General features: G+C 56.6%; 19 protein-coding genes. 9 read left to right on the top strand and 10 right to left on the bottom strand.

The window, feature by feature from the left end:
- The first annotated feature begins 20 nt into the window (after positions 1-20).
- Both ACR0JB_RS08435 and ACR0JB_RS08430 read left to right on the top strand, forming a co-directional pair.
- Positions 21-1,004: an HlyD family secretion protein gene (locus ACR0JB_RS08435; RefSeq protein ID WP_170394797.1), complete on the top strand. Its 984-nt coding sequence runs from the start codon at positions 21-23 to the stop codon at positions 1,002-1,004.
- Entirely contained in the window at positions 1,001-2,524 is a 1,524-nt protein-coding gene (locus ACR0JB_RS08430) for a DHA2 family efflux MFS transporter permease subunit (RefSeq protein ID WP_170394793.1), read from the top strand. The genes ACR0JB_RS08435 and ACR0JB_RS08430 overlap by 4 nt, the downstream gene beginning before the upstream one ends.
- Here the strand turns inward: ACR0JB_RS08430 and ACR0JB_RS08425 are convergent.
- Together ACR0JB_RS08425 and ACR0JB_RS08420 are read right to left on the bottom strand one after the other, a co-directional pair.
- Complete coding sequence (locus ACR0JB_RS08425) at positions 2,521-2,883, bottom strand: fluoride efflux transporter FluC (RefSeq protein WP_170394790.1); 363 nt, start codon at positions 2,881-2,883, stop codon at positions 2,521-2,523. The two genes, ACR0JB_RS08430 and ACR0JB_RS08425, sit on opposite strands and share 4 nt — an antisense overlap.
- On the bottom strand, positions 2,880-3,287 hold the full coding sequence (locus tag ACR0JB_RS08420; RefSeq protein ID WP_367648159.1) for a fluoride efflux transporter FluC: 408 nt from the start codon (positions 3,285-3,287) through the stop codon (positions 2,880-2,882). Before ACR0JB_RS08420 ends, ACR0JB_RS08425 begins: the two co-directional genes overlap by 4 nt.
- Before the next feature lie 197 nt (positions 3,288-3,484).
- Between ACR0JB_RS08420 and ACR0JB_RS08415 the strand changes: the two genes are divergently transcribed.
- From ACR0JB_RS08415 to ACR0JB_RS08405, 3 genes are all read left to right on the top strand, one after another.
- Positions 3,485-5,065 carry an FMN-binding glutamate synthase family protein gene (locus ACR0JB_RS08415; protein WP_170394787.1) on the top strand — a complete coding sequence of 527 codons (1,581 nt, stop codon included), beginning with the start codon at positions 3,485-3,487 and terminating at the stop codon, positions 5,063-5,065.
- A gap of 63 nt (positions 5,066-5,128) precedes the next feature.
- Entirely contained in the window at positions 5,129-5,668 is a 540-nt protein-coding gene (locus ACR0JB_RS08410) for an RNA polymerase sigma factor (protein ID WP_170394784.1), read from the top strand.
- Positions 5,665-7,650 carry a vWA domain-containing protein gene (locus tag ACR0JB_RS08405; RefSeq protein WP_170506013.1) on the top strand — a complete coding sequence of 662 codons (1,986 nt, stop codon included), beginning with the start codon at positions 5,665-5,667 and terminating at the stop codon, positions 7,648-7,650. Before ACR0JB_RS08410 ends, ACR0JB_RS08405 begins: the two co-directional genes overlap by 4 nt.
- Positions 7,651-7,696: 46 nt before the next feature.
- Here the strand turns inward: ACR0JB_RS08405 and ACR0JB_RS08400 are convergent, their stop codons facing one another.
- From ACR0JB_RS08400 to ACR0JB_RS08385, 4 genes are all read right to left on the bottom strand, one after another.
- Complete coding sequence (locus ACR0JB_RS08400; RefSeq protein WP_254440505.1) at positions 7,697-8,248, bottom strand: ABC-type transport auxiliary lipoprotein family protein; 552 nt, start codon at positions 8,246-8,248, stop codon at positions 7,697-7,699.
- A gap of 95 nt (positions 8,249-8,343) precedes the next feature.
- Positions 8,344-9,660 carry an MlaD family protein gene (locus ACR0JB_RS08395; RefSeq protein ID WP_170394775.1) on the bottom strand — a complete coding sequence of 439 codons (1,317 nt, stop codon included), beginning with the start codon at positions 9,658-9,660 and terminating at the stop codon, positions 8,344-8,346.
- Between the two features lie 5 nt (positions 9,661-9,665).
- Positions 9,666-10,481 carry an ABC transporter ATP-binding protein gene (locus tag ACR0JB_RS08390; protein ID WP_170349998.1) on the bottom strand — a complete coding sequence of 272 codons (816 nt, stop codon included), beginning with the start codon at positions 10,479-10,481 and terminating at the stop codon, positions 9,666-9,668.
- 1 nt (position 10,482) lies between these two features.
- Positions 10,483-11,595 carry an ABC transporter permease gene (locus tag ACR0JB_RS08385; RefSeq protein WP_226689415.1) on the bottom strand — a complete coding sequence of 371 codons (1,113 nt, stop codon included), beginning with the start codon at positions 11,593-11,595 and terminating at the stop codon, positions 10,483-10,485.
- 274 nt (positions 11,596-11,869) lie between these two features.
- Here ACR0JB_RS08385 and ACR0JB_RS08380 point away from each other — a divergent pair, with 274 nt between their 5' ends.
- The 4 genes from ACR0JB_RS08380 to ACR0JB_RS08365 all read left to right on the top strand — a co-directional run bounded on the left by ACR0JB_RS08380 (position 11,870) and on the right by ACR0JB_RS08365 (position 18,100).
- Positions 11,870-13,402: a sulfatase-like hydrolase/transferase gene (locus tag ACR0JB_RS08380; protein WP_480789826.1), complete on the top strand. Its 1,533-nt coding sequence runs from the start codon at positions 11,870-11,872 to the stop codon at positions 13,400-13,402.
- A 94-nt stretch (positions 13,403-13,496) separates the two neighbouring features.
- A complete protein-coding gene (locus tag ACR0JB_RS08375; protein WP_480789825.1) occupies positions 13,497-15,362 on the top strand; it encodes a hybrid sensor histidine kinase/response regulator in 1,866 nt (621 codons plus the stop codon).
- Positions 15,362-16,063, top strand: coding sequence for a response regulator transcription factor (locus ACR0JB_RS08370; protein ID WP_226689412.1), 702 nt, complete (start codon positions 15,362-15,364; stop codon positions 16,061-16,063). The genes ACR0JB_RS08375 and ACR0JB_RS08370 overlap by 1 nt, the downstream gene beginning before the upstream one ends.
- A gap of 270 nt (positions 16,064-16,333) precedes the next feature.
- Positions 16,334-18,100, top strand: a complete 1,767-nt coding sequence (locus tag ACR0JB_RS08365) for an ABC transporter ATP-binding protein (RefSeq protein ID WP_170552109.1) — start codon at positions 16,334-16,336, stop codon at positions 18,098-18,100.
- A 66-nt stretch (positions 18,101-18,166) separates the two neighbouring features.
- On the opposite strand, the gene ACR0JB_RS08360 is transcribed toward ACR0JB_RS08365, so the two are convergent.
- The 4 genes from ACR0JB_RS08360 to ACR0JB_RS08345 all read right to left on the bottom strand — a co-directional run bounded on the left by ACR0JB_RS08360 (position 18,167) and on the right by ACR0JB_RS08345 (position 23,774).
- Positions 18,167-19,477, bottom strand: a complete 1,311-nt coding sequence (locus ACR0JB_RS08360) for an HlyD family type I secretion periplasmic adaptor subunit (RefSeq protein WP_480789824.1) — start codon at positions 19,475-19,477, stop codon at positions 18,167-18,169.
- Positions 19,461-21,608 carry a type I secretion system permease/ATPase gene (locus ACR0JB_RS08355; protein WP_170394764.1) on the bottom strand — a complete coding sequence of 716 codons (2,148 nt, stop codon included), beginning with the start codon at positions 21,606-21,608 and terminating at the stop codon, positions 19,461-19,463. Before ACR0JB_RS08355 ends, ACR0JB_RS08360 begins: the two co-directional genes overlap by 17 nt.
- On the bottom strand, positions 21,605-22,849 hold the full coding sequence (locus ACR0JB_RS08350) for a TolC family protein (RefSeq protein ID WP_170394763.1): 1,245 nt from the start codon (positions 22,847-22,849) through the stop codon (positions 21,605-21,607). The genes ACR0JB_RS08355 and ACR0JB_RS08350 overlap by 4 nt, the downstream gene beginning before the upstream one ends.
- Positions 22,850-22,955: 106 nt before the next feature.
- A complete protein-coding gene (locus ACR0JB_RS08345) occupies positions 22,956-23,774 on the bottom strand; it encodes a SapC family protein (RefSeq protein WP_480789823.1) in 819 nt (272 codons plus the stop codon).
- Between the last annotated feature and the right edge of the window lie 42 nt (positions 23,775-23,816).

Genomic DNA, 23,816 nt, shown 5'->3' with positions numbered 1-23,816 from the left:
AATTGTATAAGGTCTGACGCATGAAATCGATTAAAGTCGTCGCCGTTGCCGCCATGCTGATTGCTATCGCCGCTGGTCTGTTGCTGTATTGGCGCCATGAGGAAAGGTACCCCTCGACCAAAGACGCCTATGTCGGTGCTAATATCATCAACGTGGCAGCGCAGGTAACCGGGCAGGTTGCTGAGGTGCCGATCAATGACAATCAGCCAATCAAGGCGGGGGACCTGCTGTTCACCATCGACGATACACAATTCAAGGCAACCGTCGATCAGGCGCAGGCCGATCTGGACAGAGCCATACAGCAGGTTCAAACGTTTTCGACCCAGATCGCAGCGGCCAAGGCGGCGGTCGATTCAGCTCAGTCCGCCTTCAACACGGCCAACAACAATTTTGAACGCAACAAGGCGCTTTTTGCGGATGGAGATGTGGCGCAGGTCACATTGGACCAGGCAACGACAGAATTCGCGCAGGCCTCGGCCAGACTGACCGCCAGCCAGTCCGGCCTGTTGGCCCTGCAAAGCGGTGTGGCCGCAAAGCAAGATGACGTTCTGTCTGCCCGCGCACAGCTTGAGATCGCACAGGCGGATCTGGGATGGACCAAGGTTTATGCAGCGGCGGATGGTTGGATTGCTAACCTGACCTTACGGCCAGGTTCAGCGGTGGCCGCCAATGCGCCGCAGTTTTCGATTGTCGAGTCTTCGGACTGGTGGGTGGATGCGAATTTCAAGGAAACCGCTCTGCCGCGCATTCGTCCGGGCCAACCGGTTACGGTTCAGATCGACATGCTGCCGGGTGTGACGCTGACGGGCAAGGTCGCCTCGATCGGGCGCGGGTCGGGGGATACTTTCTCGCTTTTGCCGTCCGAGAATGCCAGCGGCAATTGGGTCAAGGTCACCCGCCGCTTTGCGGTGCGTGTGGAGCTTGACCCGACCGATGCGCCGCTGCGTGTGGGCGGCAGCAGCAAAGTGACAGTGGACACGACCGTCGATCAGGCAGAAAAATGACCGGATCGGCGGCCAGCCGCGTAAATCCGGTGATCGTGATCGCCGTTGTGCTTAGCGCCATACTCGAGGTGCTGGACAGCACCATCGTCAACGTCGCGCTACCTCATATTCAGGCCGCGTTTGGTGCCACGACCGATCAGGCGACTTGGATTTTGACCAGCTATATTGTCTCGGCTGTGGTTGTCATGCCTCTGACCGGTTTTGTCGCGCGCCGGGTCGGGCGACGACGGTTGATCCTGACCGCCATCACCGGTTTCACTGCCATGTCGGTCATGTGCGGCCTGTCCTGGAGCCTTGAGACAATCGTTTTTTTCCGCCTGGCGCAGGGTATGTTCGGCGCGTTTCTGATCCCGCTGTCGCAATCTATCCTGTTTGATGCATTTCCCCGTGAAAAACGCGGGCAGGCGATGGCTGTTTTTGGTCTGGGCGTCGTGGTTGCCCCCGTCTTGGGGCCGACAGTCGGGGCCATCCTGACTGAGTATTTCTCGTGGCGGATGGTGTTTTTCGTAAACCTGCCGGTGGCGGCCATGGCCCTGCTGTTGCTGGCCGGAGAGCTGCCGGATGATGAAACCGAAGAGGTCAAGATCGACTGGATCGGTCTGGCCTTGCTGGCCATCGGCATTGGTTGCTTGCAATATATACTGGATCAGGGGGAAACCAAGGATTGGTTGACCTCTCGTGTGATACAGGTGGCGCTGATCGCGTCGGTTCTGGGCGCGTTGGGGTTTGTTGTTCATGCGCTCAGCTCGAAGCGCCCCGTCGTTGATCTACGCCTTTTCGCGGACCGGAATTTTGCCCTGTGCAATCTGGTCATCGCTGGGTTTGCGATCTCGCTGTTCGGAGGTATCGCGATCCTGCCAACTTTTGTTCAGAACCTGCTGGACTATCCGGTCATCGCCTCAGGCCATTTGTTCATTCCGCGGGGCATTACGGCGGGTCTGTCCATGGTGGTGACTGGCGCTGTACTGGTGCATCGTTTTGATCCGCGTATTCTGGCTGGGCTGGGCATGGCGTTGACGGCGGTAAGCAACTTCATGATGGGCGCGCTGAATATGAATGCGGGGTTTTGGGAGCTGGCCTGGCCGGGTGCAGTCAGCGGTCTGGGTATGGGGTTGGTCTTTGTGCCCATGTCGATTCTGGCGTTCGAAAGTATTTCGAAAACGCGGCAGGACGAAGCGTCTGGATTGTTCAACGTGACCCGTCAGTTGGGGTCGTCGGTTGGAATTTCACTTGTTGGGACATGGGTGGTGCGCGGGTTGCAGACGAATACCGCTGTGCTTGGCCAGAATGTGACCCCCTACAACCCGGCTGCGCAGGCTTATCTGCAACCGCTTGGCCTGACGCCCGACAGTGCGCAAGGCGCTGCCATACTGGGGCAAGCGATCAGCCAGCAGGCTGAAATGATTTCATATCTGACCGTTTTCAATAACCTGGGTTTGCTGGCCCTGGCGACGATTCCTTTGCTGTTTTTCTGCCGCGCTCCTAAGCCAGGCACACAGTCTGCTGTTCCTGCGCACTAGTGTGTCAGGAACAATCCCAGCAACAAGGCGAGCCAACACAAGACCAGGCTAAGTAGAATATTCCCCGCCGCCAGCGCAATCGTGCGTTGCCGCCGCAATTCCAGCGACTGATAGGCAAAGCTTGAGAAGGTGGTGAAGCCGCCGCAGAACCCGAAAACCAGCCGTCTTTCTTCCTCGCCCAAATCAACCGGCCCACCCAGGTAACCGATCCACAGACCCAGAAGCAGGCTGCCCAGAATATTCACAATCAGCGTTGCAAACGGCAGGTCGTGGCGAACCCGCAGGGCGACCCAATGGCGCAGCACTGCGCCCAGACCGCCGCCCAGCCCGAACATAGCGTGCAGGTACAGCTCAGTCATTTTGCTGACCTCTGCCCTAGGAGACACCGTCCGATAGTCTCGCCCAAAATAGCAGCAGCAAGGCCAACCGCGATTTCCAGACCAGCAGCCGAAATAGCGCCCCAAAGATGCGTTGCCGCCATACGTTCCAGTTCGGCCACAAATGAGGAAAACGTAGACAGACCTCCGCAAAACCCGACGGCGCCTAGATGCAACACATGTGCATGCACGCGATGCCGCACTGCATAAAGCCAACCGAGTATGAAACAGGCCACAATATTGATCCCAAACGTGGCCGTCAGAATCGGAGCGCCGGGGATCTGGGCCGAGAGCGCCTCGCGCAGCAACGACCCCGCAGCGCCCCCTACGAAAACGGCAGCGAACATGATGGCCGTGGTCCGGACGGCGGGTCGGATCTGTGTCACGGCCTGGATTCCTGCACAATTTCACCTTTGTTTTGGCATACCTATAGGGGCAAGGGGGATCAACAGTGGCTCTGTATTCTGCCTGTTTCGTAATCTAACCTGATCGCGTGATGTTTGGTTCAAACGCTTGCAATCAAAAGCCGAATTGATCCACGTTTGCCATTAGCTGGTTTGGCAACACCTTGGGAGAGCGCAAAATGATTGTACGTCAACTCTATTACTTCCTCAGCTACGTGTGTTTGCCGCTGACTGTGTTGTGGGGGTTGTACTGGCCACCGGCGCATTGGCTACTGGTCCTGTTGATCCCCTACGCAGTGGTTGGCCTGTATGACATGCTGACTACAAAGCATAACGTTTTGAACAATTATCCGGTTCTGGGGCATTTCCGGTATATGCTGGAATTCGTCAGCCCGGAAATCCGCCAATATTTTGTTGAGACCAACGAAAGCGGGCGCCCCTATAACCGTATCATCCGCAGCCTGGTCTATTCCCGCGCCAAGGGGCAGATGGATACACAGGCCTTTGGCACACAATTCGACATCATGACCGTAGGGTATCACCGGGCCAACCATTCACTTGCACCCAAAGAGGTGGCCGAAAGTGAGGAACGGGTAATGCTGGGCGGACCCCAGTGTACCAAGCCCTATAATGCCTCGCGTCTGAACGTATCCGCCATGAGTTTCGGCGCACTCAGCGCCAATGCGATCCGGGCGTTAAATGGCGGTGCCAAAGATGGGGGGTTTGCGCATAACACGGGTGAGGGTGGGTTGTCTCCGCACCATCTGGCCGAGGGCGGTGATATCATCTGGCAGATCGGTACGGGCTATTTTGGATGCCGTACGCTCGAAGGTACGTTCGATAAGGATAAATTCGCTGAAAAAGCCCAAAAAGATGTGGTCAAGGCGATTGAAATCAAACTGTCGCAGGGCGCGAAACCATCCCATGGCGGGGTTCTGCCTGCGGCCAAGGTGGATAAGGAAATCGCCGAAATCCGCCACGTACCCGAGCATCAGGACGTCATATCTCCTCCCATCCATTCGGCCTTTGAAGGCCCGACGGGTTTGATGCATTTCGTTCAGCACCTGCGTGAATTGTCAGGCGGCAAGCCCGTCGGTTTCAAGCTGTGCATTGGTCGTCCTTCCGAGTTCATGGCGATCTGCAAGGCGATGTTGGAAACGGGTATTTTGCCCGACTTTATTACTATTGATGGTGCCGAAGGGGGCACCGGCGCGGCTCCGGTTGAATTTACCAACCGCCTCGGCGTGCCCCTGAACGAGGCGTTGATCTTTGTTAACAACTGCCTGCGTGGTGCCGGTTTGCGCGACAAGATGCGGATCATTTGCTCGGGTAAGGTGGCCACGGGTTATGACATGGTCGAGAAATTTGCGCTTGGGGCTGATATGTGCAACGCGGCGCGGGCGATGATGTTTGCGGTGGGTTGCATACAGGCGTTGCATTGCAATACGAACCGTTGCCCGTCTGGCGTGGCCACACAGGATCCGATCCGGGGACGGGCAGTGAACGTGCCGCAAAAACGCGTTCGGGTGCAGCGCTTTCATGACGCCACGCTGGAAAGCTTTCGTGAGCTTTTGGGAGCTATGGGTAAAGAAAAAGTCTCTGACTTGCACCCAAGCGATATCCGCTGTCGTAACGCGGATGAACACGAACGTTCTTATGCCGAAATGTACACTCTGATCGATGAAGGCGCCTTGCTGAACGATACGCCCCCCGAAGCCTTTGCTGCGGATTGGAAAATGGCATCGGCAAGTCATTTTTAATTTTTTTTTCGACCCGCCGCCAAGGATTGACCTTTCCGGTCCGTCTTACTCATCGTGATGCGTATGACAACTTCGGATGAGGATCTGGCCAAAGCTGCCGCAAAGGGGGACGCGGATGCGTTCGCTGCCCTACTTGCGCGCCATTACGATCGGATTTTCCGTCTGGCCTTTCGTTTGTGCGGGCGCGGTGATCAGGCCGAAGATTTGACACAGGATATCTGCACCGCCTTACCAACCAAGATTGTTGGGTTTCGGGTGCAGGCCAAATTCACCACTTGGCTGTATCGTGTTGTCGTCAACGCCGCCGAAGACGCGCGCCGTCGGCAAGCCAGTCACAGTCGTGCTGCGGTCGGGTGGGGCGATGTTGAGCAGATGCGCCGGTCGGAAGCGGCGGAAACCGCCGAAGCGGTCGATTGGTTGCAACGGGCCATGCGCGCCTTACCGCAAGAATTGCAGGACACCTTGGCCCTGACGCTTGAGGACGAGATGACTCATGCCCAAGCGGCGCAAGTGCTGGGCGTGTCTGAGGGCACAGTGTCTTGGCGCATGTCGGATATCCGCAAACGCCTGCGCGCCCTGCGGCAAGAGGAGCTGGCTCAATGACAGACGATCTTGAAGATTTCAAAACCTTGATAAATGCCGCCACCCCCGCGCCGGATGCGCAGCGTCGGGTGGAAAATCTGCAGCAGGCGCAGAAAAGTTTCGCCCGCACCCAAGGATTGCAATCTGGCGCGCGTCCGACTGTCAAGCGAGGCCCAATAGCCCGCCTGACAGAAGGAGCGAAGTCCATGTTGAATGTCTTGACGCATCGCGGCGCATTGACCGCGACAACCGCAATTGCTGCTGTGGCCTTGGTGGCGATTCTACCGCAGACGCGGGTTTACATGTCGAGCCCATCCCCACTACCGAACGATGAACGCGTTGAATCCCGGACCAAAACAGAAGAGGCGGATCAGGACAGTGAATTGTCTTTCGCCGTTCCCGACAGCGCGGTTTCAGAACCCGTGGTCGAAGCGCCTGTTGTGATGGAGGACTCGATCGCGCCTCGGTCGCGTCCTAATGCATCGAGTAAAATACAAACCGGTGGCCTGGGTGTGACAAATGAGAGCTATTCCAGTTCGGGATTAATTGGAGGTTCCCAACTATTGGTGCCGTCGCCGGACCAACGCGTTGTTGTTCTGGCACCCGAACAAAATACCGAAGATTTTGCCAACGCCGACACCAATCCATTGAAGGTCACTGCCGAAGATCCCGTGTCGACCTTCTCGATTGATGTCGACACGTCCTCATATTCGATTGTCCGATCCTCTTTGATGCGCGGTCAGTTGCCGCCGAAAGATGCGGTGCGGGTTGAAGAGATGGTGAATTACTTCCCCTACAGCTATCCCGCGCCCGAAAGTGATGTGCCGTTCCGGCCTTCGATTTCGGTGACCCCAACACCCTGGAACGAAGGCACGCAGCTGGTCCATATCGGCATTCAGGGTGCGCTTCCGCAGATCGAAGATCGCCCACCGCTGAACCTGGTGTTTCTGATCGACACGTCGGGTTCGATGCAAAATACCGACAAACTGCCGCTGCTGAAACAATCTTTCCGCCTGATGCTATCGGAATTGCGGCCCGAAGATCAGGTGTCAATCGTCACTTACGCGGGCGGCGCCGGGCAAGTGCTGGAGCCGACGACGGCGTCGGAACGGTCCAAAATCCTGAACGCGCTGGACCAGTTGGAGGCCGGGGGTTCGACCGCCGGGCAGGCCGGGTTGCAGCAGGCCTATCAGGTGGCGGAAAGCATGGTTGAGGATGGTGAGGTCACCCGCGTTATCCTGGCCACGGATGGTGATTTCAATGTTGGCCTGTCCGACCCGGACGCTTTGAAAGATTTCATAGCCCAAAAGCGCGACAGCGGCACGTTTCTAAGCGTTCTGGGCTTTGGTCGGGGAAATCTGGACGATGCGACCATGCAGGCGCTGGCGCAGAACGGGAACGGGCAGGCGGCCTATATCGATACATTAAGCGAGGCACGCAAGGTTCTGGTCGATCAGCTGACCGGCGTGCTGTTTCCGATTGCCAATGACGTCAAAATACAGGTCGAATTCAACCCGGCGCAGATCGCCGAATACCGTCTGATCGGGTATGAAACCCGTGCTTTGAAGCGCGAAGATTTCGCGAACGATAAGGTGGACGCGGGCGATATCGGGGCCGGTCATACGGTGACTGCGATTTACGAAGTGACACCTGTGGGGTCGGACGCCATCCGAAATGGTCCCTTGCGCTATGCGGAACAGGCGGTGTCCGAGGGGTCGGACGAGATCGGATTTTTCAAACTGCGGTACAAAACTCCGGGGGCTGCGGAAAGCCAATTGATCCAGCATCCAATCCTGCCGGGGCAAGGGGCCGTGACCGAAGATGTGGAATTCTCATACGTCATTGCGGGCTTTGGCCAGTTGTTGCGCGGCGGAGAATATTTGGGCTCGTGGTCCTATGCGGATGCGATTGCGCTTGCAAATGAGGCAAAGGGTGAGGACCCGTTCGGGTATCGTGCCGAAGCCATCACATTGATGCGTTTGGCCCAGACACTTTCCCAATGACACTTGCATGCGGGCGCCGACATTTGAAGGCGCCCGTTTTCCTGACCTAAAATCGATCAGAATTGTTCGCGGCGTGGGTGTTGATCCTGCGCACACTCCATTCCACCGCATCCCGCATGGTCTTGCCTAGCGCATTATCGAACGCTCGGACCAGATCAGGAGTTTTATCGCTGGCGGCGACCACATATTCCCGGAAGGAATCTGACGCGATGATCTTGTCTTCGAATTCGTCGATGATCTTGATGTTCATGCGGACTTCGACCCGTACGGTTGACGATCCGTCATCTTCAGCGATCACAAGGCCCTGAAATTCCCGCAAGTCCGGAACGATGACATAGTCCGCGCGCAACCCCACGGTCGATCGACCAACGGCAGCCACCTTGCCGCTGTTTTCATAGCTTTCCACCAACAACGCCTGAACGATCAGCGGGGCGCGGTCCACCCAACGCGCCCGTGGCAGATACTGGACCTGCAACGGTGTGGGTTGAATAGCAATCTGATCGGTGTTGACGGCTGCGGTGGCCGTTGGTTCCTGCACCACGACCTGTTTTTGAATGCGCGGTAACGAAGACGAAAACGTGCTTTTTGGTGTCAACAAGTACAAATCATTAGGCTTTGATGCCTGCCTGAGCGTTCCCAGCCCCGCGCATCCCCCCAGCGACACCAGGGCGAGAACCACAAGTAAATGCCTAATCATTGGCGAAACTCCGATGCTTGGGTTCCAAGAAGGAAACGCGCGGGATCACGTTCGACCTTATCCACCAGACGATCCAGGCTGATGACCAGTCGTTGCGATTCTTCGATAAAGCGGGTGAACTGCGGCAGACCGACCCGCAGGAAATCGGACAGCTGACGGCGGTTGTCCTGGACGATACCGTCGATGGTACCCAGCAGTTCCGAGGCTGATTTCGATGCGCTCAGGATATCGGCGGATATGTCGTCTAGACGTTGGGTGACGTTCTTCACAGTCGCGGATACCTCATTTGCGGCTGTACGGATGTCGTTCATTACAGTGCCGACGTCTTCGGTTATGACTTTGTTGGCCGAGTCAAAGGCACGTTCTGCCGAAGCCAGGGTGCCCTCTGCCATCTCCATTGTGCCAGTGATCGATCCGAGGGTTTTGTTGGCGTTCACGAATGTCTCGGTGATGGTTGCCAATGATACCCCGGCCTCGCCCGTCAGGCTGTTCAGGTTCTCGGCCAAGGTTGTGGACCGTTCGATAAAGGGTCGGATATCTTCCTCTATCACACTGTTCGCTGTTTCGATGGTGACCTTGACGCTCCCCAGGGCTTCGGTTGCCGAGTCCGATGCGGTTTTCACGCTTTTCAGCGTATCCGTGCCGGTTGTCAGGGTCGTTTCGGCGGTGTCGGCCAACTGATCCAATCGATCTGTGAAATCGCCAAGCTTTTTTGCGGCGCCCCCAAGGTCCGTCGACAGGTTTTCGAAATCCGAAAGCGTCTTTTCCAACTTGCCTGAAGCGGAAGCCAGATTGTCGAGAATGTCGCTGACGTATTTGCGGTTCTTGTCATCGACTACGGCATTGAGGTTTTCCAGCAGGGTAACGGCCTCGTCCAGCACCTTCGGGGCTCCCTCAAACAACGATTGAATGGCGCTGCGCTTGCTTTTAATCACACTGTCTTGTGGCAGTTTTGTGCCGCTGGCGGACCCGCCGGTCAGTTCCACGTAACTAACGCCCGTGACACCCAGTGATTGCAACTGCGCAATTGTGTCTTCGGTTACGGGGATGTCTGCGTCGACCTCAAGCCTGACCCGTACCTTGGACGGGTCGTCCTCGTCCAGATTCAGCGAAATAACCTGACCGACTGGCAGACCATTGTAGCTGACGCCGCCTGCCGCAGACAGGCCAGATACGTTGTCGAACAGTACATCATAATAGGCGTATTGCCGCGACACCTCGAATTTCGCCAACCATAGGAAAAAGCCGAATGCGCCAAGGATACCCGCAAGGGTGAAGGCGCCGATCAGGATATAATTCGCTCGGGTTTCCATGGCCTCTACCTGTCCTGCCCCTTCTTTTGCGCCGCGCGCGCCCGGGGGCCGGTGAAGTATTCCTGCACCCAAGGATGGTCGACTTTGGTCATTTCTTCAATCCGTCCTTCAACCAGAACGCGTTTTTCGGCCAGCACTGCGACACGATCGCAAATGGCATAGAGGCTATCGAGATCATGCGTAACCATAAACACGGTCAGCCCCAGCGCGTGCTGCAACTCGCCGATCAACTCGTCATAAGCCGCCGCCCCGATCGGGTCCAACCCGGCGGTGGGTTCGTCCAGAAACACGATCTCGGGGTCCAGTGCCAGTGCGCGGGCCAAGGCTGCGCGTTTGCGCATACCCCCGGACAGTTCTGACGGAAACTTGCCGCAGCTCAGTTGTGGCAGACCCACAAGGCTGATCTTCAGGCTGCCAAGGGCACACATCAGCTTTTCACTTAACCCGGTGTGTTCGCGCAGCGGGGCCATGACGTTCTGCAAAACTGTCAGAGACGAAAACAGTGCGCCATCCTGAAAGGCCACGCCCCAATGCCGTTCGATGCGGCGACGTTCCTGTTCGGGCCCGTTCAGGACGTCGACACCCAATACTTCGATGCTGCCTGCGGCGGGTCTGTTCAACCCAACAATCGTGCGCAACAGCACCGACTTGCCGGTGCCCGATCCGCCAACGATGCCCAATACTTCACCGCGCCAGACGTCCAGGTTGAGGTTCTGATGCACCACCTGCGTTCCAAACTGGTTGGTCAGATTGCGCACGCGGATCACTGCCTCGCGCTGAGCGCCGGTTTCCGAGGTCTTTTCAAGCACGCTCCCGTCCATGTCAGACCTCCAACACCGAGAAGAAGATCGAAAACAGCGCGTCCAGTGCAATCACCATAAAGATAGACTGCACAACGGAGGCTGTTGTTCTTTGGCCGACGCTCTGGGCCGATCCCTTGACCTGCATTGCCTGCCAACAGGCGATAACGCCGATGACCACGGCAAAAAACGGGGCTTTGATCATGCCGATGGCAAAATGCCAGATGCCGGTGCTTTCCTTCAGCCGCGTCACGAACATGCCGGGGCTGATGCCAAGATCAATCCAGCTCATCAAACCCCCACCGATCAGGGCGGCCATATCCGCAATGAAACCCAGGATCGGCAACATGATCAACAAAGCGACGACGCGCGGGATCACCAGCACTTCGATCGGGTCAAGGCCCAGCGTGCGCATGGCGTCGATCTCTTCCTGCACTTTCATCGATCCGATTGACGCGGTGAAAGCCGACCCGGACCGGCCCGCAACAATAATGGCTGTCAGCAGGATACCCAGCTCGCGCAGCACCGAGATCGAGATCAGTTCGACCACGAAAATCTCGGCTCCGAATTGTTTCAGCTGAGTGGCCCCCTGAAAGGCCAGCACAACGCCGATTAAAAACCCCATCAGGGCAACAATCGGGATGGCCCTAAAACCCGTTTCCTCCATCTGAGATACCAGCGCTGCCTGTCGCAGCCGCCATGGCATAATAATAGTGCGGGCCAACCGATGCAGAGTCAGGCCCAGAAAGCCCAGCATCGAAAGGGTGTCTTTCCAGGCCCCGGCCGTGCCTTGACCAACGCTGGCGACCCAATCAACAAAACTGCGGTGTTCCGCTTCGATACCGGAATCGTCAGGTATGTTCTTGGCTACAGTGTCCAACAGGGCGGACTGAGCCGGGCTTAACCCTTCGAACCGAACCTCGGCGCCTACGGCCCTGTTTCGCCGGGCCAAATCGGCAACCAGCCATGCGCCACCGGTATCCAGCGCCTCGACCTGAGACAGATCAAACGTGACGTTGCCACCCTGGGGTTGAGCTGAGGCAAAAGCCTGTTCTACTGACGCCAGAGATTTGGTGAGCATTTCACCCGAAATACGCAGGCAGACGCCGTCGGCGTCATGTTCCGAATGTATCATGGGCTGCGTCATGGGCGTATGTGATGTGAATCCACGTTGTGCTGCAACGGATTTTTACGCTGTGACCAGATTTGCCGTCATACCATAGCAGGGGTGTGACAATTTGGGTCCGCCTGACGCTAGCCATGTGCGCCATCCCCTTAAATGACTGTTTTTTGTACGTGATACGAAAAAAAGCGTGCTCAAATATCAGCGCGATGAACGGCTTGCCGCGACCACGGAACCAAGTCACAGTCTGCAGCGGAAACGCCTCGTTGGAATCAAGGTAAGTGTCATGAAGCACGCGGGAAATGTCCTGTTCATCATTATTGATCAGTTGCGGGCAGATTGCCTGAACGGTGCCCTTGCGGATCACGTCGATCTGCCGAACATGCGGGCGTTTATGGATGAGGCCGTGACATTTGACCGCCACTTTTCGGTCACCAATCCTTGCGGGCCTTCGCGGGCCTCAATCCTGACTGGGCAGTATTCGATGAATCACCGCTCGGTCCGCAATGGCACACCGCTGCGGCATGATACGCCGAATATCGCGACCGAGATGCGTAAGGCCGGTTACCTGCCCATGCTGTTCGGCTATACCGATACCTCGGCCGATCCGCGTGTGCATGACGCAGGTGACCCGGTTCTGAAATCCTATGAGAACCCGATGGCCGGGTTTGATGAAATCGTCGAGATGCGGTTAGAGGAATCCTACCCGTGGCGATCCCACCTGATGCAGAAAGGATACCGCTTTGACTATTACTGGGACGTTCACAAACCGGTGTCACCGACCGGAGATGCACCGCGCCTGAATGATCCGGCCCTGTACCGGGCCGAAGACAGCGACACGGCCTTTCTGACCGACACATTCCTGAACAGTCTTGCCCCGCTCAAGGGCCAGAACTGGTTTGCCCATTTGACCTATATCCGACCACACCCACCGCTGGTGGCCCCGGCACCGTATAATGATATGTACGATCCGGCGTCATTGCCACTGCCTGCGGGTAGCTCTGATGCAACTGAAGAGCGGGCGATGCATCCTTTCTTTGGTCCAACGATGGACAAGCAGACGGCTGCGGATTTCGTGCTTGGTTTCGATCACGTTGACCCCACGGTTGAGAATATCCAGACGCTGCGCTCGGTCTATCTGGGGCTGGCAACCGAAGTGGATCATCATGTCGGTCGCGTTATCCAGTACCTGAAAGACAGCGGGCAATACGACGATACGCTGCTGGTGATCACCGCCGATCACGGCGAGATGCTGGGTGATCGGCACAGCTGGGGCAAGATGACAGTCTATGACGCGGCCTATCATACGCCGCTGATGATCCGGGTGCCGGGTAATGAATCTCAGGCGGGCAAGGTAGTGTCTGCGCCAACCGAGTCGGTCGATATAACCCCGACGATCCTTGAATGGGTTGGTCAGACGGTTCCGAATGCGATGGATGGCCGGTCCTTGTTGCCGCTTTTGCGTGGCGAAGTGCCTGAGGATTGGCGCAGCTATTCTTTTAGCGAGCTTGATTTCTCGGAACCCGAAAACCCTACGTTGTGGCAACAGCAATTGGGCACGGGCAACAGCGACTCGTGTTTGGGCATTCTGCGCGACGAGCGGTTCACTTTGGTCGAATTTGCGGCTGATTTGCCGCCGTTGCTTTTCGATCACGACGGCAAGGGCGAGCTGGAGGATGTTGCAAGCAACCCCGATCATGCGGTGGACCTGGCGCGTTTGGGGCGGCTAATGTTGCGGCATCGGATGCGAAACATGGACCATACGCTGTCGCTGCATTCCATCACGCCGGATGGGGCAAAGTCCAAACCGCGGTACTGATCCAATCTGTCCTATACACCTGTGACGAAACCGGTGCTACGCATGGTTCGCGGAGAGGGCGAATTTGGACATAACTGAACAACAGATAAAGTCGATGACCAGTGCGGGTCTGAACCTGATCGGTCAGGCCCTGTCGATCTACGACAGCCAATTGCGGCTTGTGGTCAGTAACCACCGTTTTCAGGATATGTTCGACCTGCCGGATGAACTTGTGCAGCCCGGAGCGCTGTTCGCCGACACGATCCGCTATCTGGTTGCGCACGGTGAATATGGTGAAGTTACTGATGTCGAGGATGCCGTCGCTCAGCGGGTTCAACAGGCGCTGGCGTTCGAGCCTCATTACATGGAACGTGTGCGCGCCAACGGCTGCGTGATTTCGGTCGAAGGTGCGCCTTTGCCCACAGGCGGTTGGGTATCCGTCTACACCGATATCACCAACACCAAACAGGCCGAGGCCCTGCTGCGTGCCCGGTCCGAGGAACTGTCGGATCAATTGCTGGACCGCGCCGAGGAGCTTTTGGCAGCCAACCGGAAACTCGCGGCGACCAACTCTGCGCTAGAAGAGGCCAAACGTCAGCTGACCGAGATCGAAGCCCGCACACGCATGACGACCGAGATGATGCCGGCCCATATTGCCCATCTGAATCCAGACGGTCGGTATGATTATTCCAACCGGCGGCTCAGCTCGGTCATGCCGGGCCGACCTTCTGAAATTCTGGATATGCACATATCTGACGCGTTGGGTGCTGCGGCCTTTACCCGTGTAGAACCTTACCTGCTCAAAGCCTATAGCGGTGAAACGTCGGTGTTCGAGTTCACAGAGGATCAGGATTCCCGTCGCATCCGCGTGTCGTTTTCACCAGATGGTGAGGGGGGCGTCTATGTGATGTCTGTCGATATTACTGAGGAAACGCAGGCGCGTGTAGCCCTGCAACAGACACGTCGCCGGGCCATGGCGGCGCAGATGACCAGTGGGTTGGCGCATGATTTCTCGAACCTGTTGACCATCATTCTGGGTATGCAGTCCCGGTTGGAAAAGATGGATTTGTCCGAAGCCGCGCGAGAGCTTGTGGCCGCGACCCAGCAAACCGCACTGAGGGGCGGGCAATTGCTGAACCGGATTGCGGATATGACTGGCAACCGAACATTTCAACCAAAAGCAACCGACATGCGCGGCTTGTTGGAAGACTTACGCATCCTCGCCTCGCCATCCCTGCCACGCGGCGTCGGCCTGTCGGTAGTCAACACTCTGCCGGATGAGGCGCTGATGCTGGACCCCGGCATGGTGCAGGACGCGTTGTTGAACCTTGTTCTGAACGCGCGCGATGCCTGTGGTGGATTTGGTCAGGTGACGATCAGCGCGCATAAGATCGGAGAGATCTGGATTGAAATTGCGGTCACCGATACCGGACCGGGTTTTTCCGAGGAAGGTTTGGAGAAAGCCCTGAACCCTTTCTTTACGACCAAGGGCAGCAAAGGGTCGGGGCTGGGTCTGCCAATGGTCTATGATACTGTAAAACTGGCAGGCGGAGACCTGAACCTGCGCAACACGCCTTCGGGCGCAGCGGTGGCCATGCGTTTGCCCTATCGTCCAGCCCCGCCGGTGCAGGATGGGCTGGTCCTGCTTGTCGAAGACAATGATGATCTGCGCGGGCAGTTCCGCGATATGCTGGTCGATCTTGGATGTTCGGTGATCGAGGCAACCTCGGTCGATGAAGCTCTGGCTTTGACGGCGGATATTGACGATATCGCGCTGGTACTGTCAGACATCCGACTGGAAGGGCAGGGGACGGGTCTTGACCTGTTGGCGCAGTTGAAGCCAGGCTTGGCGTGTATTTTGATGACCTCGTTGCCCTATTCTGACCCGCTGCACCGGCAAGCGCTGACACTGGCGCCGGTCCTGAGTAAACCGTTTACGCGGGCACAGCTGTCCGCCCTGATCCGAACCGAGGGCACCTGATGAGTCAACCGCTGGTCACCATTGTCGATGATGAACCCGAAATCCGACGTGTTCTGACCGACGCGCTGGAAGAGGCCGGATTCCGCACCCAAAGTTTTGCCCGGGCGCGGGAATTCGAGGCTGCGCTGAAACGTGTGACGCCGGATGTGTGCCTGGTTGATCTGTCCCTACCCGATACGGACGGGTTGGCGTTGGTGCATCGGCTGGCACTGGAACAGGGGGCAGCGGTGATCATCATCTCAGGTCGGGCGCAGGTGCAAGATCGTGTGACCGGGCTAGAGCTTGGGGCGGATGATTACATTACCAAGCCGTTCGACCCGGCCGAGGTTGTGGCCCGCATTCGGGCCAGATTGCGGTCCCCTCGCCAGCAGACCTCGCAGTCGGATGTGGCGATGTTCAATGGTTGGACTGCGTATTTTGACCGCTATGTCCTGATCGATGCCAGTGGCGCAGAGACACCGTTCAGCCATGCGGAGGGGGAAGTTCTGCGATTGTTTTTGGACAGCCCGAAACGCCTGATCAGCCGATCTCAGATGCAAGAGGCACTGGGCGGTGCGGCTGGCGACAGCTTTGACCGGGCAATGGATGTGCGCATCTCTCGGTTGCGCACCAAGCTGGGCGAAGATCCGAAAAACCCGCGCCTGATAAAGACGATCTATGGCGCAGGTTACATTTTTCTGGGGGACGTCGAGTGGCGGTAAAGCGCCTATCAATAGCTGGAAGGCGGTCTTATACTGGAGCTCATGTTGTGAATATTTTAGCAAAACCACTTCGTTACACGAAAAATAGGACAAAATCCTAAACCTGATGTCAGCTGGAACACATAGCTTTTATTATCTGCGCACGGGCTATGGATTCTTGGCGCAGTCGCGCATAACTAACACCATCCTGTCCGGGGGTTGCCGGTGCAATGCGGGTTAAGACCATGACGCTGCCGGGTATCGGAACAGCTAAGGGTTTTGGAGAGTAGAATGATCAAAAAAACCTTGGCCAAATGGCAATCCGGTCACATCGGCCGTTTGCTGGGCGAAAGCCTGCGCAGCCAGGGCTGGTTGTATGGGATCGCGATGATGGCCATGGTTGTGGTTGCTGCAACCACTGCCGGTACCGCGTGGATGATGGAAAACATCGTCAACACCATGACCGAGCCTGAGATGCGCTCACAGGTCTTTCTGGTTGCCGGGGCTGTAATTGCGCTGTTTTTCGGCAAGGCGGCTGCATCTTATGTACAGGCAGTGTTTTTGGCCCGGGCCGGAAACCGCATCATCGCTGTTCAACAAGAGCGTCTTTACGCCAAGCTGATCAAGCGCGGTGTGGGCTTTTTCTCCAGAAACGAATCCTCGGGCCTTTTGATGCGCGTGACGCAGGGGGCTCAGGCGGCCAGACGGCTGGTCAACGTCGTTGTCACCAGCTTTGTGCGAGACTTACTGACATTGATCGGTCTGGTTTTCGTAATGGTCTATCAGCAGCCTTTATTGTCAGTGCTGTTCTTTGTCGTGGGCCCGGTTGCCTTGGTGAGTGTTCGTTTCCTGCTCAAGCGCGTTCGCTCGATCATGCAGTCCGAGATGGCGGCGCTGTCCGAGATCATCAAGGTTCTTCAGGAAACCTCCGGTGGCATAACTATCATCAAGGTCTTTGCTCTCGAAGATCATATGGTCGGACGGATGAATGGGGCGATCAGATCGGTTGAAAAACGGGCGAACTCGATTTCGAAACTGCAATCGGTAGCCAGCCCGCTGATGGAATTTCTGGCGGGCCTTGCCATAGCCGGGGTTCTGGTGATTAGCACCATAGGTATCGCAGGAAGCGGCCCAACCACCGCAGGTCAGCTGATGTCGTTCATCACGGCGCTGTTGATGGCATACGAGCCGGCAAAACGTTTGTCGAAGATGCGCGTTGTCATTGAAACGGCGCTGGTTCCGATCGGTCTGATGTTTGATTTGCTGGACGAAGAAGAGCCCATGCGGGAAAGCCCCGATGCCAAACCGCTGGAATCTGGACCGGGTGAAATTCGGCTAAGGGATCTCAGTTTTGGGTACAAGGGAAACCCCAATGTCATTTCGGATATGAACGTGACATTTGAGGCTGGAAAGACAACGGCTCTTGTTGGTCAGTCCGGTGGCGGAAAATCTACTATCTTTGGCCTGATCATGCGTTTTTATGATCCTGATAGCGGAACGGTTGAAATAGACGGGCAGGATCTACAGGGGGCAAGCTTTGCCTCATTGCGCCAAAAGATCTCGTATGTTGGTCAGGAAACGTTCTTGTTTTCCGCTTCGATTATGGAGAACCTCAGATTTGCGCGTCCCGAGGCAACCGACGAAGAGGTGACCGAAGCCGCGCGGGCCGCCCATGCACATGAATTTATCAGCAAGATGCAATTCGGCTATGACACGCAAGTGGGTGAGAATGGCGCGTTTTTGTCTGGCGGGCAAAAACAGAGGTTGGCCATTGCACGAGCAATTCTGCGAAAGTCTGAAATCTTGTTGCTGGACGAAGCCACCAGTGCCCTTGATGCAGAATCTGAAACCCTTGTGAAAACCGCGCTGGACAAGCTGACCGAGAATGTCACAACGATTGTCATCGCCCACAGGCTGTCTACCGTGTTGGAAGCGGACAAGATCATTGTCATTCAGGACGGTGAGGTTATTGAGGAAGGCAACTTGGAAACTCTGGTCGGGAACGATGGGGTGTTCCGGAAATTGTTTGATAAGCAGTTCAAACAACCGGTGTCCTGACAGCCGCCCCTTCTGTAGGATCTGGTCAGTAACGTGGACCTACAACCGGGCTTAACCCGTTTTGACCTATTCGCGCAGTGCCCTGTCTTTGACTTTGACCACAGGTTGCAGAAGGTATTCCAGCACCGTCTTTTTGCCCGACAGAATGTCAACCTCAGCAATCATGCCGGGGATGATTTCAACAGCCAGACCATTGGCATCCAGCATCGAGTTGCTGGTCTCAATTTCTACGACAAAAACTTCTTCGTCATTACGTTCGGACCGCATGATCGTGTCTGCACCGATGCGCGTGATTTGACCGTTCAAAGCCCCATAGCGGGCAAAGTCATAGGCTGTGATCTTGACCTTGACCGGCTGCCCTGAGTGAAGAAAGGCAATGTCCTCTGGTCGCACATAGGCTTCGACAAGCAAGGTGTCGTTCAAAGGCACAATTTCAATCAATTCCTCTCCACTGCGGGCCAATCCCCCGATTGTGCTGCGATGCACCCGGTTCACGATACCCCGAACCGGCGATCGCACCAGTGCTCTTTCGGCCCGGTTGCGCAGTGCTGGTAGAATGGGTTGCAACGCCGCAAGCTCTGTGGTCGTCAGCGCCAGATCAGTCAGCGCGGCGCTGCGAAACCGGCTGCGCGTTGCGCGGATGCGGTCGTCTATTTCGTCTAGACCAGTTCTCAGCCTGTTGGTCGCGGCCACGGCCCGCGTTCTGCGGCCTTCCCATTCGGCCTCACCACGGCGGAGCGTTAAAAGCGTTGTGGCTGGCTCCATTTTCTTTTCCACCAGTGGCTGCATCATCGCGCGTTCTTCAGCCAGCAACTTAAGCGTCTGATCTGCTGTCACACGATCCACCAGCCCTTCTTCGTATTCCTGTTGGCGTTGCTGGCGCTGCCTTTCAAGAATTGCGATTTCAGCACGCAATTCGGATTGGCGCCCCTGATACAGCGCGGTTTCCGAATGCACGACCTCGGGGGACCCTTTGATCAGTTTCGGCGAAAACCTCAGTTCGGTCCCGTCAATTTCTGCCTGCAAACGTTGGGTGCGCGCCATCAGCCCGAATGCACGCTGTTGTTCCTGGTTTAGCTGACTGTCGATCTGGGTGGTTTCGAACTCCATCAGCAGCGTTCCTTTTTCAACCACTTGCCCTTCCCGAATTTTCAGGGATTGCAATACGCCGGGTTCAGTGGCTTCGATCACCTGAATGTCAGCCGAAGGCACGATCCGACCGTCAACGCGCGTCACGTCGTCCAATTCGGTGAGATGAGCCCACAGTCCAAGCGCGACAAGACAGGACGCAATCACCAACAAAAGCAGAGATCCACGTAACGGTGAGCGTCCACGTATTTCACGCGCGAGTGTGGCCAGATCAGGATGCCGCGACATTCAGGTGCCTCCGTGTTTTGCGGGCGTGTTGGACCAGCAAGCTTTTCGGGCCGTCTGCGCCTACGCGCCCGCCTTCGATCACAATGACCCGATCCACCAGCTCCAGAAGGCTGGTGCGATGCGTGACGATAACCATCGTTGTGTCCTGCGTTGCCTGTTTCAGGCGACGGATCACTTCGGCCTCGGTTTTTACATCCATCGCGCTGGTCGGTTCATCCAGCAACAGGACCGGAGGTCGTCCGACCAGTGCCCTGGCCAAAGCAATGGCTTGCCGCTGACCGCCGGACAAACCTTCGCCCCGCTCCGCCAGTTTCAGGTCATACCCATTGGGGGTATGGGCAATAAAATCCTCGACCCCCGCCACCTTCCCAGCATGGATCAAGTCCTGATCGCGTGGCCTGAAGGTGCCGCTGTTTATGTTCTCGCGTACCGTGCCAGAAAACAGCCAGATATCTTGTAGGATCGACCCGACGTTTCGACGCAGATCACCAGGGTCGATCTGTCGGATATCTGCCCCGTCCAGCAGAACCGACCCCGAGCGCGGCTGGTAAAGTCCAAGCAACAGCCGGGCCACTGTACTTTTACCCGAGCCGATTGGCCCCAAAACCGCGACCTTCTCACCCGGTTCAATTGAAAATGACACGCCGGTCAAAGTGTCCTCGGTCTGATCGGGATAGGCGAAGTGAACATCCTTGAAGCAGATCCGGCCTTCGAAACCGTTTCGACTTACCCAATTGCGTCCCTGTGGCCTTTCGCTTTCGGCCTGCATCAAGGCATCCAGACTGCGGTAAGCGCTTCGGGCCTGGTTGACGCGGGTCAAGGTTTGGGCAAGCTGTCCCAACGGGGCCAAAGCGCGCCCCGTTAGCATGACTGAGGCAACCAGCGCCCCCATGCTGGCCTGAGCGTCGGTGATCAGAAACACGCCATAGAAGACGATCAAAACCTGTGCAACCTGTTGGGTGAAACCGGTCAGATTCAGGGCAAACTGCGTCACCGTGCGGCTTCGCGCGCCGTGTGACGATTGTCGTTCTATCGCATTTTCCCAACGGGTTCGCATTTGCCTAGCCGCTGCGGTGGTTTTGATGGTCTCAAGCCCTGAAACCGTTTCTACAAGAACGGATTGCTTGGATTGCCCGTCTGAAAAGCTTTTCTCTGCCAGGCGTGCCAACACTGGTTGAACGGCAATTCCCGCAAGCAACACAATTGGAACCGCGAGGGCCGGGATAAGCGCCAGCGGTCCACCCACCAGATGGATGACAAAGATGAACAGCGCGATAAACGGCAGATCAACCAGCGCAACCAGCGTGGCCGAAGTAAAGAACTCGCGTAGAGTTTCGAACTCACGAACTGTGCTGGCCATGGCGCCAGTCGAGCCTGTACGCGATTTCATTCGGATGTTCAGAACCTGGTCAAACACACGACGCCCCATCAGCATGTCGGCCTTTTGCCCGGCGCGATCAATGAACCCGGCGCGCAACAGCTTTAGGATGAAATCGAAGCTTAGTGCGAGGCCGACGCCAGCGGTCAGCGCAATCAGGGATTCAGTCGCTTCGTTGGGTAGAACGCGGTCATAAACCACCATGATGAAGATCGACGTTGAAAGGCCAAGCAGATTGGCGAGCGCTGCCGCCAGAATAACCTGTGTGTAAGACCATCGGTTTGCGGCCATTGCCGACCAGAACCAGTGCCCGGAATTTGAGGAATCGCTGTTTGATACTTCGTCGCGATAATTGCGGCGAAACAAAATGGCATATCCGGTGTAAATGTGCCTCAACTTATCTTCTGACACTTCACCGATACCAGCCCCAAGATCAGGGTCGAAAATCAAAAGATGCCCATCGGGCGAACGACCGTGGTAAACAACGGCTTTATTGTCTTGCAACAGCAAAAGCGCTGGTGCCAGTTTGGTGTCGAAATCCCGCAGCTTTCGTTTGCCGTATCCGGCCTGCAGACCAGCCCTTTGTGCCACTTCGATAGCGTCACGGAGGGTAAGTTCCCCGGTCGTTCCTGATTGCGCGGCATACAAAGTGGCGCTTGTCATCGGCCGATCCAGTTGAGCCGCGACGTGCAACAGGCATTTTTCCAAAGGCGTAAGCTCGGGGTCTCGTGAAATTGGCAGCAGTTGTGTCATAGACCCTCACCCCACTTGGCCGATGAAATCCCTAGAAGGTCCAGAATGTCACCAGTGAGGCTGAGCGCGGCATAGTTGGTCAGGAAGAAATTCTGCTCAGCCAGGATCAATCTTTCCTGAGCGTTCACATAATCTCGTTGCGCGTCCAGGATTTCGATCAGACTGCGCCGTCCTATTGTGAATTGCTCGCGTGCTGCTGAGACACTGTCGGCGTTGGCCTGCACTGCGATGCGGGCGGCCTGCAGCCGCACTGCGCCAGCTTGCTGATCCGAGCGAACAAATTCCAACTCTCGCCGTATGTCCCGGATTACGGATTCTCGTGTGAATTCAGCCTCTTTGACCTGTGCCTCTGCCGCCGCAATTGCAGCGCGGCGCTGTCCTGTGCTGTCGATCTCGTAATTGAATGACAGATCGACGCCGAAATTCGCGTCATTGCTATCATTCCGATCAGCAAAGGCTGCAACCTGAACGCCAGGCTGGCGCCGGGATTGAGCAGCAGCCTGCTCGGCCTTTGCGGATAGCAGCGCTGCATCCGCCCGCCGAACCTGTGGGCTGTCCATCACGATCTGAGCATCAGTTCTCGACAGTTTTGGGGCCGCAACCGGAGGGGGCAATACCCCGGGGGCAGAGCCGAAAAATTCGCGAAACTGAGCATCCGCACGATCTAGTCTGGCCTCAGCATCCGCCAATCTTGTCTGCGCGTCAGCCATGCGAGAGCGGGCCGCCAGAACATCCGCATTTGAACCTACACCCTGCGCGGTTCGCTCGGCTATTTGGCGAAGCATTTCTTCGTGAGCCGACACGTTCTGTTCCGATATGCCCAGGATTTTCCGCCTGTCAAGAACCACAACATAGGCCTCGATTGCCGAAAACGCGATTGCCGCCGCGGTTTGCAACTGGTCGCCCCGGCTTTGAAGCACGCGGGCTTTTGCGGCAGCCAGGTCATTCGAGGCCGCGCCGCCGTCATAGACTAGCTGCGAAATTCGCAAATAGGGGGTAACGTCAGCAATATCCGATTCAATGCGCTCGGATCGTGCGTTTACACCGATGGACACTTGCGGCAACAACGCCCCTTTTGCGGCGTCCTCATTGGCAGCAGCGACTTCAAGTCGAGTTGCGCTCTGCGCCAATTCGGGGTTGGATTCGACAGCGACCCGGACCTTTTGACCAAATGCACTTTGCGCAAGCCGCGGTGAAGGAGCGTTCGCGCCCGCGCCCGCTGAGCCACGGGAAAGCGACATTTCAACCCCCGTCAGATCAGGCGCGGGCGTGCAAGCCGAAGACAACGCGGCGAGACAGATTAAAGCTGCAAATTTTACTCTGCGATCATGTATTGGCATAGGTGCTTCACACCCCACTGGTTCCGAGAAAGTCGTCATTCTGAGCGTTGGCCATGGCGTAGAGGAAACCGGAAATATCTGAATTTTCCGTGTATTTTTCTTGCGGGTTTTGCTGTGCAAGCTGTTGATGAGCCCGGGCCAACCACCCGCAATGTGACAGCGAAATCAGATGCGCGTGGATCAAGAAAAGAGCACCCGAATCGACCAGTTTCAGCTTTTCAACCTGCGACAAAGTCTTGAGCCGCTGGACCGACACCCCAAACTTGTCGGGCGGCAGGGGTATCCCATCATGTGACGCAATTGGTTCGAACAACCCAAGACTATTGATGATCTCACACAGGGCCAGGGTTGCCTCACAGGCCGCAGCGCGGGCTTGAAGAAAGATTTTCACCTCACGCAAGGCAGGTGAAACGGCTCCGGTATTGTCAAAAAATGCTTCGTCCTTTGGGTCGTCGCTTAGCAACCCAGAGGATTCATCCACATTTAATTGAAACAGAGGTGCCTGATCTGCCTTTTTGCGACCGGTGGGTGCGGCCTGAAAAGGATAGCAACGTAAAGCTGAGGGCACATAGGCGGCAAGCCACCGGCCCGCCTGCGATACAAATGGGGTAGGCCTATCTTTGAGAACGGACAATATACCGGTTGGCTCATAACCTCTGGCTGTTTTCTTGAACAAAATGGGAAAAGTGGTGGCCGCTTGTTGAGCTTCTTGAAAGACAATTGCGCATTCAGCGCGATTGGCCGCGAATTGGTAAGACATGAAACGTGTCCAGTAACGCCGCCCATGCCGGGAAAAGGTGACTGGAACCAGGCCATTCTGCGCCATTTTTACCCCGTGATTTGGGTGACTGCCGCCAGAAACGGCGGC

The sequence above is a fragment of the Ruegeria sp. BI7 genome (assembly GCF_056537925.1).
Note: the sequence above shows the minus strand (reverse complement) of the source record. Positions and strands in the feature narration are given on the sequence as shown.